The following is a 13616-nucleotide window of genomic DNA, read 5'->3' as shown; positions in this document are numbered from 1 at the left end:
ACGTCCATATAAAACTGACAATAGGCTTGGTGAGAGGCTTACCACCAGCGCGACCAACGAGGCTAAAGTTAACATTGTTGTAATGATTGTTAAAATGTTAATTCTTCAATCAATGTTTTCATTATCGTGAGTTTAAATTGTGAATGTGTTGCCTACGTGTATTTTTACTCTGTGAAATTCCGTTTTTGACAATAAGACATATTATAAATCTTGTGTTGGTTATTTGATTTGGTTATATAAAACTCAACATACTTAATCCTTAACTGTTCATATTCACACTTAATGAGACACAATAACCCTCTGTTTGTTAAGTGATTGTGTGTTTTTTAACGCATTGGTATTGAACAAAAAGCGACCTAAGCCGCTCTTGTGCATTTTGATAAGTTTACTTATCAGTCGTTTTAGATTTCTTCGTGCTTATGGACTAGGCCGAAGTCAGCTAAAATGGCATACGCAGCAGGGATCATAAACAACACCAGCAGAGTGGATGCGAAAATACCAAACACGATGGAGATAACCAGTGGTTGGATAACCTGTGCTTGCAAACTGGTTTCAGTCAGTAACGGAAGCAAACCTGCTGCAGTGGTCATTGATGTCAGGAATACTGCTCTAAAGCGTTCCCGACTGGCTTTGACTACTGAGTCGTGCACATTATCCCCTTCATCGACATGATGGCGTATGTACTGAACTAACAGAATCGAGTCATTCACCACAATCCCCGCTAGTGAGACAAAGCCCATCATACTCGGCATACTTAATGAGTGACCGAGTAGGATGTGTCCCCATACCACGCCAATAAAGGCGAGTGGAATCGCAAGCATGACCACGAATGGTTCCAAATAACTGCGGAATTGGTAACTCAGAATCGCAAACACGCCAAACAAACCAAGCAAGAAGCCTTTACCCATTGATGCGCCAGTTTCAGCGGTATCTTTGGCTTCGCCTTCAAAATCAAAGCGAAGACCAGGATACTTTTGCATAAGCTTTGGTGCTTCATCCTGTTGGAACTGACGAATAATGGCGGTTGAGTTGGCTTTCGTGTTGTCGATATCACCGAATACGCTCACAGTGCGCAAGCCATCAATGCGCTGGATTCTTACGTAATTACGTTGGAAATCCAAAGTAGCAATGGTCGCTAGTGGAATTTGACTGCCATCGGACAAGATAATTGGAAAGTTTGCCAATTGCTGCAAGTCACCGGCTTGTGCTTTATCGAGGCGAACTTCGATGGAAATGTTTTCTACACCAACTTGGATTTCGTCTGCGGTTTGGCCAAAGAAAGCCGCACGCAATTGATTGGCGATGAGTTGGCCGTTAATCCCATAAGCTTCTGCACCCGGACGCAGTTTAACCAAAACTTCTTCTTTACCCATACGCATGTCATCCAACACGCCATGGACACCGTCAAACTCATTCAAGTACTGCTGAATGTCGATAGAAGCTGCTTTGAGCGCATCCAGATCATCATGCTTCGCTCGAATTTCAATCGCTCGTCCACCCGGCCCCATGGTCGGTTGCTTAAATACCAGTGAGATAGGATCGGCAAGTTCACCAATGTCTTCGCGCCATGCATCGATAAATTCATCGATGAGAGTGTTACGACTCTCTGCGCCCAGCAAATCCAGACGTACCGTGGCAATGTGAGGGCCAGATTCATTCGCGTCGGCGTTAGCGTTGAATTGACTGGTGATGTGCAGAACCAATGGATTGCCGTCTTCCACGTTCTCTGTCCATTCTTTATCTAACTTTTGAGCGGAAGCAACGATCTTATCGACGACGGCTTCCGTTTGAGACAGAGAAGAACCCGGAGGAAGAATAATGCGCGCTTCTGCAATATCACCATCCAACTCAGGGAAGGGTTGGAACTTGAGCAAACCGCCAACTAACGTGGCAGCGGAGATAAGAAGCAAGGCAACCACACTGCCCATAAAGGCATAGCGATACTCGACCACTTTATCCACTGCGTTGACCAAGGTGGTGTTGCGGAAGTTTTCAAAAGAAGCGAGCAGCTTTTGTTTGAACTTCGGTGTTTTTCGCTCTTGCTTTTGTTTGTGTAGTGAGTGAGAAAGGTGGTTAGGTAGAATCAAGAAGGCTTCCACCAAACTCAAACTCAAAACGAGGATCAGAACTTGAGGCACCGCTTTAAGTACTGCACCCATTTCACCTTGCAGGAATAACAAGCTACCGAAAATACACACCGTGGTTAGGAAGGAAGAAATTACCCCTGGCAGTACCTTTTTCACTCCTTTGATAACGGCATCATCGATCTCTTCTCCTCGGTCGAGGTGAGCGGCAATCGATTCGGCAATAACGATGGCATCATCCATCATGATACCGATGGCCATGAGTAACCCGACCAAAGACATGATGTTGATGGACAGGCCAAGTTGCGCCATCAAAAATAAGCCACCTAAGAAGGCTACGGGCAAACCAGCTGCGACCCAAAAAGAGTAGCGAAAACTAAAGAACAACCACATGGTGGCGAAAACCAGAATGATACCCTGCCAACCGTTTTTGACCATCATGGTCAGGCGATCCCAAAGCACGGATGAAAGGTCATTGGTCATTTGTAGCATCACACCGTCTGGCGCGATGGCTTGTTGTTCTTCGACAAATTGAGCAACACGTTCTTTAATGCGCAGTGCATCGTCTTCTTTGTTTTTGCTGACTTTTAGTAGGGCAGAAGGGTGACCATCAAAGAGGACTTTCTGTTCGTCCAATTCAAATCGGTCGGTAATCGTCGCAATGTCTCTTAGACGGATGATTGATCCATTTGGACCAGAGCCCACGACAATAGTCTCAAGCTCTTCTGGCGTCACACGTCGTTCATCAAAGCGGATCAGAAAGTTCTTATCTGGCGTCTCGACATTACCACTTGGCAACTTGACGTTCTGACGACCAATCTGCTCAGCAATATCGCCAACACTTAAGCCAAGTTGTCGAATAGCTTGAGTGTCTAGCTCTACTCGGTATTGGTGGTCAGAGAAGCCTGCAACTTCAACCAAAGACACATCATAATCGAGCTTTAATGTGCGTTTAAGTTGTTCTGCATAGGCTTTTAGCTCTGGCCATGTGGTGTCTGCAGTGATCGCGACATCCACAACTGGCTCATTCCAATCCAACTCTTGTACAACGGGGGATTCAATCTCTTGTGGGAAGTCATTAATCGAGTTGATCTGAGTCTGAACATCAACCAGCATGCGCCCGATGTCGGCTTCTTCATTCAGTTTTAAGATAAGACGCGCAGAGCCTTCAATCGCTTCACATTGCGTTTCTTCAATGTTAGCAAGGCCATCAACAGCATCTTCCATTCGGACACAGATACTCTCTTCGACTTCTTGCGGGGAAGCGCCAGGGTAAACCACACCGGCTAGGATGTAGGGCGGATCAAACTCAGGAAAGGTTTCACGCTTAATCGTGGAAAGTGAAGAAATCCCCAATATCAGCAGCGTTAGCATCAGCAAGTTGGCTGCTGTTGGATGCTTGGCGAAGAATCGGATCATGAATCAGACTCCTCAATAGTGGCTTCTGACTGTTCAGGTGACTCTTTCAATAGCATGCCGTTAATCGCAGGGAGCAAATCGTTGATGATCAGCTTCTGACCTTGCTCTAGTTCACCATCGATCACCACTTGGTTATTGCGGCGATATAACACTTCAACCGTCACGACTTGCAGACGATTGTCATCGCCCATCAGGTAAATCTTATCGCCATGAAGCGCACGCTCTGGGATGACCCAACTCGGGTTCTCTTGTCCCTCAATCAAGGCACGCACAAACATGCCGTTCACCAATGGAGGCGCAGACGTTGGGTTTAATGCACGGTAGTCTTGTTCAATTTCCAGAATCACACCGGCAGTCGCTTGGCTTGGATCAACCGTTTCACTGATGCGTGCAACTTTTGCTGGCCAGCTTGCAGAGAGGTTACCGCTGCTGAGTTCAATGTTGGCATGAATCGCATTCATATCAGGTTGTGGAATACCAGATTCATCGCGGACAAACTCACCGATGCTCGCCGCCAAAGTTTGCATGTCATGAATGGATAGTTGAGCTTCCACTTCCATGACATCAATACCATGTCCTGTCACCATGGTTTGTTGGAGGTTAACCACTTGCTTTTTCTCAATTTCTACGTCAGCAATACGCAAATCGTAAGGAAGCGTGATGATGGTTTTATCAAGCGAGCGTTCGGCCTCATCCACTTTTGATGCATTAACTTTAACTAGGGCTTCCGCGACTCGTTTCTCATCCGGCATCAAACCAATTTGATTTTCAATATCCAGCACTAACTTACGTTGAGAGAGCGCGCTTTGCTCTTGCTGATCTACATCCGATTGCGAGGTTAAGCCTTTCTTACGTAGGTTTTGTTTACGGTCTAACTCTTTGTTGGCGATAACCAGACGGTTGGCTTCTATCTTGAGTGTGCTTTTGAGATTCGCTTCTTCTTGGTTCAGCTTAGCCAGAGAGGTTTGAGCAGATTTGAGATCGGCTTGAGCTTGAACCAGTTTCAGTTCGTAATCGAGTGGGTCGATTCGCAAGATTTCTGTCCCTGCTTGCAACACTTGTCCTTTTTCCAGCTGCGGATGGCGGTAGACCACTTTCCCCGTCACTTCGGCTATCGCTTTCCATTCCACTTTTGGGGCGATCTTGCCAAACCCTATGGCTACTGGAGCAATGGCTTTGAGCTCAAGTGGAATCGTCTCGACCAACCGTGCACGATCTCCAGCGGGTTTTACGGGCAAATCTGGTTTGAGGCTAATCGCCAAAAACAGAATGACGACCCCCACCGCAAGAGCAGGAAAGAACAGCAGCTTTTTATTTATCTTCATATTGGTCGCCCGAGTCTAAAAATCCATGTTTCATCAGTTGTATGTTGTGTTCGAATAATCGGTTCAAGAAGGCTTCAGAAAGTTCAATGCCATGAATGGCGAGCAGTGCTGGTGGTGCCATAAAAGGAAATACCATCAAGCTGATGTAAGAGACGCGACAAAGTTGAGGGTCGGCGTCTTTTCGTAAAACGCCACTGTCGATCAACTTATCAAAGATCACGCCTTGCATTGGCTTACTGATATCTGCGAAGACTTTTTCGAGCAGTTTGCGTTGGGTTTCCGATGGGGGCATATTCATAACTTGGGCAACTAAGCGTGGGAACTGTGGTACCTTGATCATTTCGCGGTAGTAGGTGCGCATTAGATCGAGAAAGTTTTGCTCGTTACTGTTGGATACCAACGTCTGCATCTGCTTTTGCATCGGTGACAGTGTTTCGCGCAACATGGTCTCGAACAAGCCTTCTTTGTTGCCAAAGTAGTAACGAATCATCGCCACGTTCACGCCTGCTTTCTGCGCGACTAGGCGAGTAGAGACCTTGTCATAAGCCATAATGGTGAAGAGTTCGCGCGCGTGGAAAATCAGTTTTTCCCTTGCGTCGATATTATCTGTGGGTCTTCCCGCCCTTCGATGCGCTTCCGTCACAATCTTCTCTCAAAATATTAAACATTTGATTAATTATAAGACGCTGATTTCTCATGCGACATGTGAAAAATTAATCAGTATTTAATCAAGTGATTAATTTGTGATGAAGAGAAGTAAAAAAGAGCAGAAAGAACTGCTCTTTGAACAAATAGAAAAGTATTTACTTAGGAAGAACGGTCTTGTGAGGCTATATCACCCCCAACTTAACACACTCCAATTCGGTCTGTTGGCGTGTTCTTTTAGTTGTGGGCATGGATTTACCAGATAAGCGTAGTTCGCGTATTCACAAAGCGGTAAATCGTTGATTGAATCGGTATAGAAATGGATTTCGGAATAAGGCTCAGGCTGATTTTCTAGCCACTGTTTTAATCGCGTGACTTTGCCTTCACGATAACTCGGAATACCGTCGATTTCAGCAGTATAACGGTTGTTTTTCTCGATTAAATCAATTCCGAGTGCGGTTGGAATATTAAGACGGCGACCAACGGCTTCCACCAAAAAAGTGACGCTGGCAGAGATGATAACCATATCTATACCATCACGAGACAGTTGCTCAATCAGGGTTTTGGCTTGAGGGAACTGTTTAGGCAAAATATGGCTTTCAACACATTCTTCAACCAAGGCATTTACTTCTTCAATCGGCATGTTTTCTAGTGGCTTCATGGAGAACGCTAGATAGTCTTCCATGTCCATTTTGCCTTCAGAGTACAAGGCCATTAGACGCTGATCTTCCTGAATAAATAAAGGATCAGTCGCGATGCCTTTCTCAACCATAAACTCGTTCCAAATCATTGCGCAGTCAGCGTTTATTAGGGTTTCATCCATATCAAAAACATACAAAGGTTTGGACATGTTTAGGCTCTCACTGGTTGAATTTCGTTTAGGTTAAAGAGTAGCTCTAGTTGGCTGCCATTCGCTAGTAAGCGTTCTGAAGAGCGGTTAAGCAAGTCAACAGTGAGCTCACACTCTTCAACGTTCACTTGATAGCGAATAACATTACCTAGAAGCTGGTGGTTGGTGATCGTACCTACTTGTGGCGCTGAGATGTGGCTATCATATTGACGACCTTGCTCTTTTACATATATAGACTCTGGGCGAATCGCTACTTTCCATTCGGTATCAATGTTGAAGAGTTGCTTGGCTTTATTGGCCTCTACAAGGTTGTAGTGCCCCATGAAACCGGCCACAAACTCGTTAGCAGGATGAGTATAAATTTCTTCAGGTGTTCCTGCTTGAACAATTTCCCCTTTACTCATTAGGAAGATACGATCAGACATAATCATCGCCTCTTCTTGGTCATGAGTTACGAAGATAGTGGTGAGATTCATCTCTTTCTGAATGTCTCGGATTTGCTGACGAAGGTGTTTGCGGATTTTGGCATCAAGCGCAGAAAGTGGCTCATCAAGCAATAATATGCGAGGTTTCACCACCAATGCTCGAGCGAGTGCGACACGCTGGCGCTGACCGCCAGAAAGTTGATGCGGATAGTGTTTTTCTTTACCTGCCAGATCCACCAGTTTGATGACTTTAGCCACTTCACGTCGAATATCATCATTCGCAAGCTTTTTCATTTTTAAGCCAAATGCAATGTTGCCTTCGACGGTCATATTGGGAAACAGCGCATACGATTGAAAGACCATCCCAATACCACGCTCTTGCGGGACTTGATGCGTGATATCTTCTCCGTTTACCCAAATCTCGCCTCCATCGACAGGGTTAAGCCCAGCAAGGCTGCGAAGTAGTGTCGATTTACCACAACCGCTAGGGCCCAAAAGCGTAATGAATTCACCTTGCTCGATGTTAAAGTGAATGTCCTCAAATACGGTGTTATCACCAAAACGTTTAGTCAGATTTTTCGCTGTTACGTAGCTCATTGTTTGACTCCTCGGCTGAAACGACTTGCCAACCAAGTCAGTAAAAAAATAAATAGGAAGTAGGTCATCACTAAGGCAGACGTAAAGTGGCCGCTCGTCTGACGCATGTTATACAAGTAGATTTGCAGGGTTTCATAACGTGTGCCGACTAAAATATTGGCGAACACAAACTCTCCCAATAGAAATGAAAATGAAAGGAAAAGCGATGCCATCAGTCCTTTTTTGAGGTTAGGTAAAATGACCATCAAAAACGCTTTGGTTGTGCTTGCCCCTAGCAAGTGTGCAGCGTCCATTAAATCGTTAAGGTTAATTGCTTCGAAGCTATTAGAAATCGCACGATACATGAACGGTAACGCGATGGTGAAGTAAGTACCTACTAGAATCCAAGGAGTACCGATAAGGGAGATTTCACTGTCAGCATAAAGTTGAAGCAAGCCGACGGAGGACACCACTGGTGGTACAGCGAATGGTAGCAAAATCAATACGTTCATGAGCTTATCGAGCTTCGGAAAGTAGTAAAACACCACGAATATCGCTGGCAGAACCAGAAGCACACTGAGGGTTAGCGAAGCAATACAAATAAACAGCGAACGCCCAAACGCTTGCAAAAAGCGTGGGTCGGTCAGCAATTTAACGTACCAATCAAAAGTGAAACCATCTGGAAGCACCGTGGCACCCCAGCGTGATGAAAGCGAATAGACAAAGGTCGCTAAAATCGGGATGAGCATGATCCCAACAATGGAATAAACCACTGTTTTATGGAATCGAGTATTAACGTTGTGCATGACTACTTCCTACCTGCATAGCTTTTCGAAATGAGCCATTGGTTAATCAATGTGATAAAGGCAAGTAACACCATTAGAACCACCGAAATTGCAGCGGCGAGATTAGGTTCAAGGAACAGGTCTCCCGATACCAGACTCGCAATTCGAATTGTGATGACGTTATAGTTACCGGAGGTCAACGCATAAACACTCGCATATGCGCCGATTGCGTTGGCTATTAAGATAATAAAGGTACCGAATAAGGCTGGTGAGAGCACTGGCAGCGCGATTTTCGCCCAATACTGTGATGTTTTGGCTCCCAGTAGCGCAGCAGCTGCTTGCCAATCATCACTCAACGCATCGAACGCAGGGTAGAGCAACAACACCGCCAGCGGGATTTGGAAGTAGATGTAAATGGCCAGCAGACCCCATTTACCATAAAGGTCGAAATCACCGAGTAAGCCATACTGCTTGAGCAAAAGGGTAATCGCCCCATTGGTGCCCAAAATAATGATAAAAGCGAATGACAGAGGTACGCCTGCAAAGTTGCTGCTCATGTTCGTAAACGCAATCACACCGTCGCGGACTTTAGAATCGACTCTGCGTAGAGAAGAGACCAACAGAGTCGCAATGGCTAAGCCAAAAATGCTCGACCACACAGCTAACCACAAACTGTTGCCAAACGCCTGCATCATAAAGGCGGAGTCGAGCACTTCAATGTAGTTATCGAAGGCAAACTCGCCATCGTAGATAAAGCTGTTTAACAGCACCCAAATCATCGGTGCGAGTTGAAATAGATAGAAAAACAGTGCGAAAGGTGCCAACCAAATGGCTGGCTTAAAGCGCTTTAACCAAGTACTTGCCAAATTTGAACGTGATTCGCTAGAGCTTGGGGAGAGGACTGAACTGCTCATAGTGCTAACAATTCCTGAGTGTATGGCTTCGTGTGGTCAAGGTTTAGCAATTGACAAACGGTGCCACAAATATCAGTTTGCTTAATATGACAATCTTGATGGGTAAACTTATCACCAATGACAAACAGGGGAACTTCTCGTTCTTCAGGTAAAATCCCACCGTGAGAAAGATCGTTGTTCATGCCATGATCGCTGGTCACAATGATTTGATACCCATCAGCAAGCCATTGATCGATGTAGTTGGAAAGAATAATGTCTGCACCTCGCGCACAATTGCGGTATTGGCGAGAGTCTAGGCCAAACTTATGTCCTGTATCGTCGATATTCATCGGATGGATCAATAAGAAATCAGGTTGATAGTTGCGGCGTAAATACTCTGCGTCCAGGAACAAGGCTTCATCAGGATAATGATCCCAATGGTAAAAGCAGCCGTGCTGGATATTCAGGGTTTCATCATGCGTGAAACGATCGCGAACAGGTTCAAATGGCGCGCGATTATAAAGCTCACTTACCCAGTGGTAGGCAGCCGCAGCGGTCACTTTTCCTTGGGCTTTTGCCAAACTGAAAATGGAATCGTGTTTGGATAGACGAACGATATTGTTGTTTACGATGCCGCTTTCTACAGGGCGAACGCCCGTTAAAATGCACTCATAAAGTGGGCGAGACATAGAGGGCAGCTCACACTGCACAGGATAAAGCGTTGCGCGAGTTTCTTGTTGGGAACGACTTTGCTCTAGAAGACCATTGAGGTAGCCCATGCAATCACGGGCTACCTGATAGTTCAGTCCATCTAGAACAACAAGGATGACCTTATTGCTCATAACGACTTACTCTTATTGCTGGTGGATTAAGACACTTTCTTGCCATTGACGTGGCAGCTTACGTGCGGACTTTTCCCAAGCTGAGAAGTCAGTCACTGGGTGAACATTGCTGTATTGGTCATTAGCAATTAGCTTGTCTTGCACTGCTTGAGGCAGTGTGATGTTGGTGCGGATTGGACGCGCATAACCTTCTGCTAAGTTGATTTGCCCTTGATCGCTGAAGATGTATTCACGAGCAAGCTTTGCTGCATTAGGGTTCTTCGCGTGTTTATTGATTATGGTTGTATAACCAGAAATCACAGAGCCATCTTGAGGAATGCTCACTGTAAAGCGGTCGCGGTCAATTTTGTCGCGGTAGTTCAATGCATTGAAGTCCCACATGATCGCCACTTCAACTTCGCCTTTTTCTAGGTTGGCGATGTTCGGATCGGTAAATGAAAGACGACCTTGCTTCGCGAGTTCAGAAAAGAATTTGAGCGCAGGCTTGAGGTTGGATTCGTCCCCACCGTTGGCGAACGCTGCGGCGAGAACCGCGTTGTTTGCCTGTGCTGCTACGCCTACGTCCCCTACGGTCACTTTGTAGTCGCCTTTTAATAGGTCATCCCACGTTTTTGGCGCGTCTTTTACGAGGTTATTGTTGGAGATAAAAGAAATAGTGCCAGTGTAAGCAAGTGCCCAATGACCATCTTCGTCTTTTGCCCAATCTGGGATGTCATTCCAAGTTGTTGGTTTATATGGCTGAGTGACGCCTTTTTTAACCGCTACACGTGCGAAGGCAAAGCCTACGTCACCAATGTCTGCGGTCGCGTTTTTCTTCTCAGCTTCGAATTTTGCGATTTCTTGAGCCGAGCTCATATCCGTGTCTTGGTGCTTAAGGTTGTAATTTGACTTTAAATCAGCCCAAGTGTCTTTCCAGTTTGCCCAACTGTCAGGCATACCCACACTGTAAACCGCCCCTTCTTTTTGTGCTGCTGCTACCAAAGATTCAATATCGGCTTCTTTCGCTACTGTTGGCGTAGCGAGCGTTACCGCAATGATTGCCGCTGGTGCGGTAATTGAACGACTTAGCAAAGTTTTCATTGTCTCCATCCTTCTGGACTAGGTCAGTAAGTTCGCTTTGTATGCTATGGATGGAATGTGACGATTTAGCGCAAGTAATTTGACAGTTTTGCTGATTTTATGTGGCACTTATATTTCATACGTTCAGTATGTGTTCTGTTGATTAATGTCATATTTTTGTTACGTAAACGCCTTATGTTATTCGTCAAATTATCGTTGGACTAGATCAGAATGAGAGCGACAGGCACCGGACAATTTGGTACCCAATTAGGAAAAATTAGAAGCAGCTTAAAACAGCAGATTCTTTCCGGCATCATGTCGGAAGGACAAAAACTGCCGTCAGAGAGAGAGCTCAGTGAGCTGTTTTCTACAACTCGAATCACTATCAAAGATGCGTTGGTGTCTTTGGAAACGGAAGGTCTTATTTATCGAGAAGAGCGCCGGGGTTGGTATGTATCTCCTGAGCGTATCTGTTACAACCCGTTGTCTCGTTCTCACTTCCATCAGATGATTCGAGAGCAGCATCGTATTGCAGAAACTAAGTTACTCAACGTGCGAAGTGAAATGGCCGCAGGTGAGTATGCCAAATCGTTAGAGGTGGAGCGAATTACCCCAATTTATGTAATTGAACGGTTACGTTTTATTGATGGGCGAGCGGTATTGTTTGTTGAGAACGTGCTCAAAGCGGCACTGTTTGAGGGTATATTGTCTGAGAACCTCACCATGTCCCTGACGGGCATTTATCGTGAGAAGTATGGTTACGAGACAAAGCGCTCTCGTTTTGATGTGATTCCAACGTCAGCTCCTGCTCATGTCGCTAAGGCGTTGAACCTAGCTGAAGGACAACCCGTTCTGAAAATTCGGCGGGTAAACTACAAACAAGATGGGCATTTAATGGACTGCGAATTCGAGTATTGGCGTCCAGACGCCGTGATGATTCGCATTGATAGCGTAGGATAAAGCGCAGAATTAAAAAGAGCCCAATGAAGGGCTCTTTTTCGCATATTGGTTAGAGAGGCGGTTTAAACGAGGCCTTGCTCTTTTGCCATTCTGCTTGCAATGCCGGGTGCTTTCCAAATGCTTGGCAGCAAAATGAAAGACACAGGTACGGCAGTAATTACAATGAAAGACTGCAATGCAGAAATACCACCAGAGCCCATTGAGATAAGCGCAATAGCGACAATACCCATAATCAGACCCCAGAACGAGCGAATCACTGCGTTTGGTTCTGTTGAGCCCGTCATCACTACACTGATTGTGTAAGTCATCGAGTCACCCGTCGTCACGATAAATGTTGTCGTTAAGATCAGGAACAGAACCGAAATGATCATTGGGTAAGGTAATTCACCAGTAATCGCTAGCAGTGCTGCAGGCAAGTTAAAGCCTTCAAACGCAGATGAAATCAAACCAGGGTTATCAAGTTCAAACGCAAGGCCACTGCCACCAACGATACTAAACCAGAAGCAAGTAATCAGCGGTGCCGCGATGCTAATAGACATGATTAATTGGCGAATTGTACGACCACGAGAGATACGAGCAATAAAGATCGCCATCATTGGGCCATAACCGATAAACCAACCCCAGAAGAATACTGTCCACCAACTTAGCCAGCCTGTATCACCACGGTAAAGTGCCATAGGGAAGAAGTTATCCACCATACGACCAACGCCTTGCACGTAGCCATCAACGATAAAGCTTGTCGGCCCGAAGAACAGGATGTAACCAATTAATAGTACAGACAAAATGATGTTGTAACGACTGACGATTTGAATACCCTTGCTCAAACCGCTCAGTGCGGAAAGGGTATACATCAGGATCGCCGCCATGATAACCATGCTTTGCGTTACGAACGTATCTGGCAGGCCAAACAATGAGTTTAGCGCGTAGCTAATTTGTAAACCTAAGAAGCCGATAGGACCGATGGTTCCTGCTGCTACTGCAATGATGCTACATGCGTCAGCAACATCACCAATCCAGCCTTTAATGGCTTTATCACCAAAAACAGGGTAAAGCAGAGTACGCGGCTTAAGAGGCAGGCCTTTATCGTAATGCAAGTGCATTAAGACAATGGAAGATAGACCACCAAGGATCGCCCAAGCTAAGAAGCCCCAGTGCATAAAAGACTGAGATAGGGCATTGATTGCGGCAGTTTTCGGTGAGGCTTCCCCGTATAGAGGCGGAGCAGTCACAAAGTGCGCGATAGGCTCAGCTGCGGCCCAGAACACACCACCACCTGCAAGTAGAGTACAGAGTACGATTGACAACCACTTAAAGTTATCAATATCAGGTTTCGCTAGACCACCTAGGCGCACATAACCAGTGCGACCAAACGCAAGAGCCAAACCAATTAGGAAATTCAGAAGAAGCAGTACTTGCCAGTAAGCTCCGAAATATTTAGTAGCAAAGCCGAAGCCGGTGTTAACCATTGCGGTTAGAGAGTCGGTATTCGTTAGAGCAAGTAAAACGAATAGAGTGAGGAAGCTACCACTTAACCAAAAGACAGGATTGGTGAGTTCGAGGCGCTTGAGTAAAGATGGGGGATGAATAGCAGAATAGTCAGCATCCTGAATAGGCGCTGTGTGGGAGGCGGCATTCGTCATATTTGACATAATTACTTCGCTTTTTAGGGCTATGAAGCCGTGCATTTCCCCTCACATCGTTTCAACGAAAAGTGTGAGGATGTTCAAAAAGCTGATGATGTTAACATGTCGAA

General features: G+C 45.7%; 11 protein-coding genes. 1 reads left to right on the top strand and 10 read right to left on the bottom strand.

Annotated elements, in window-relative coordinates; genetic code table 11:
* Nucleotides 1-401: 401 nt before the first annotated feature.
* The 9 genes from J4N43_RS22305 to J4N43_RS22265 form a co-directional block, all read right to left on the bottom strand.
* Complete coding sequence (locus J4N43_RS22305) at nt 402-3503, bottom strand: efflux RND transporter permease subunit (protein WP_158159463.1); 3102 nt, start codon at nt 3501-3503, stop codon at nt 402-404.
* Nucleotides 3500-4828, bottom strand: coding sequence for an efflux RND transporter periplasmic adaptor subunit (locus J4N43_RS22300; RefSeq protein WP_017633564.1), 1329 nt, complete (start codon nt 4826-4828; stop codon nt 3500-3502). The genes J4N43_RS22305 and J4N43_RS22300 overlap by 4 nt, the downstream gene beginning before the upstream one ends.
* Nucleotides 4815-5471 (bottom strand): TetR/AcrR family transcriptional regulator, encoded by a 657-nt coding sequence (locus tag J4N43_RS22295; RefSeq protein WP_021707693.1) that lies wholly within the window; start codon nt 5469-5471, stop codon nt 4815-4817. The genes J4N43_RS22300 and J4N43_RS22295 overlap by 14 nt, the downstream gene beginning before the upstream one ends.
* A 192-nt stretch (nt 5472-5663) precedes the next feature.
* Nucleotides 5664-6323 (bottom strand): HAD family hydrolase, encoded by a 660-nt coding sequence (locus J4N43_RS22290; RefSeq protein ID WP_158159464.1) that lies wholly within the window; start codon nt 6321-6323, stop codon nt 5664-5666.
* 2 nt (nt 6324-6325) lie between these two features.
* Nucleotides 6326-7345, bottom strand: a complete 1020-nt coding sequence (locus J4N43_RS22285; protein ID WP_005373862.1) for an ABC transporter ATP-binding protein — start codon at nt 7343-7345, stop codon at nt 6326-6328.
* On the bottom strand, nt 7342-8130 hold the full coding sequence (locus tag J4N43_RS22280) for an ABC transporter permease (RefSeq protein ID WP_065969830.1): 789 nt from the start codon (nt 8128-8130) through the stop codon (nt 7342-7344). Before J4N43_RS22280 ends, J4N43_RS22285 begins: the two co-directional genes overlap by 4 nt.
* 2 nt (nt 8131-8132) lie before the next feature.
* A complete protein-coding gene (locus J4N43_RS22275; RefSeq protein ID WP_158159465.1) occupies nt 8133-9023 on the bottom strand; it encodes an ABC transporter permease in 891 nt (296 codons plus the stop codon).
* A complete protein-coding gene (locus J4N43_RS22270; protein ID WP_005373854.1) occupies nt 9020-9844 on the bottom strand; it encodes an alkaline phosphatase family protein in 825 nt (274 codons plus the stop codon). The genes J4N43_RS22275 and J4N43_RS22270 overlap by 4 nt, the downstream gene beginning before the upstream one ends.
* 12 nt (nt 9845-9856) lie before the next feature.
* A complete protein-coding gene (locus J4N43_RS22265; protein ID WP_158159466.1) occupies nt 9857-10924 on the bottom strand; it encodes an ABC transporter substrate-binding protein in 1068 nt (355 codons plus the stop codon).
* A gap of 210 nt (nt 10925-11134) precedes the next feature.
* On the opposite strand from J4N43_RS22265, the gene J4N43_RS22260 reads away from it, so the two are divergent.
* The gene (locus J4N43_RS22260; protein WP_005387087.1) at nt 11135-11863 is read left to right on the top strand and encodes a UTRA domain-containing protein; all 729 of its coding nucleotides are present in this window, start codon (nt 11135-11137) and stop codon (nt 11861-11863) included.
* A 62-nt stretch (nt 11864-11925) separates the two neighbouring features.
* Here J4N43_RS22260 and J4N43_RS22255 read toward each other — a convergent pair whose 3' ends face one another.
* Nucleotides 11926-13512, bottom strand: coding sequence for a BCCT family transporter (locus J4N43_RS22255; protein ID WP_005373846.1), 1587 nt, complete (start codon nt 13510-13512; stop codon nt 11926-11928).
* Between the last annotated feature and the right edge of the window lie 104 nt (nt 13513-13616).

Origin of the sequence: Vibrio sp. SCSIO 43009 (genome assembly GCF_023716525.1) — a bacterium.
GTDB lineage: Bacteria > Pseudomonadota > Gammaproteobacteria > Enterobacterales > Vibrionaceae > Vibrio > Vibrio alginolyticus.
This window is presented reverse-complemented; position numbering and strand designations above follow the sequence as displayed.

Bases quoted from the DNA above. Each gene is read 5' to 3' on its own strand.
- J4N43_RS22305 (WP_158159463.1), bottom strand. From the start codon at position 3,503: ATGATCCGATTCTTCGCCAAGCATCCAACAGCAGCCAACTTGCTGATG.
- J4N43_RS22300 (WP_017633564.1), bottom strand. From the start codon at position 4,828: ATGAAGATAAATAAAAAGCTGCTGTTCTTTCCTGCTCTTGCGGTGGGG.
- J4N43_RS22290 (WP_158159464.1), bottom strand. From the start codon at position 6,323: ATGTCCAAACCTTTGTATGTTTTTGATATGGATGAAACCCTAATAAAC.
- J4N43_RS22285 (WP_005373862.1), bottom strand. From the start codon at position 7,345: ATGAGCTACGTAACAGCGAAAAATCTGACTAAACGTTTTGGTGATAAC.
- J4N43_RS22280 (WP_065969830.1), bottom strand. From the start codon at position 8,130: ATGCACAACGTTAATACTCGATTCCATAAAACAGTGGTTTATTCCATT.
- J4N43_RS22275 (WP_158159465.1), bottom strand. From the start codon at position 9,023: ATGAGCAGTTCAGTCCTCTCCCCAAGCTCTAGCGAATCACGTTCAAAT.
- J4N43_RS22270 (WP_005373854.1), bottom strand. From the start codon at position 9,844: ATGAGCAATAAGGTCATCCTTGTTGTTCTAGATGGACTGAACTATCAG.
- J4N43_RS22265 (WP_158159466.1), bottom strand. From the start codon at position 10,924: ATGAAAACTTTGCTAAGTCGTTCAATTACCGCACCAGCGGCAATCATT.
- J4N43_RS22260 (WP_005387087.1), top strand. From the start codon at position 11,135: ATGAGAGCGACAGGCACCGGACAATTTGGTACCCAATTAGGAAAAATT.
- J4N43_RS22255 (WP_005373846.1), bottom strand. From the start codon at position 13,512: ATGTCAAATATGACGAATGCCGCCTCCCACACAGCGCCTATTCAGGAT.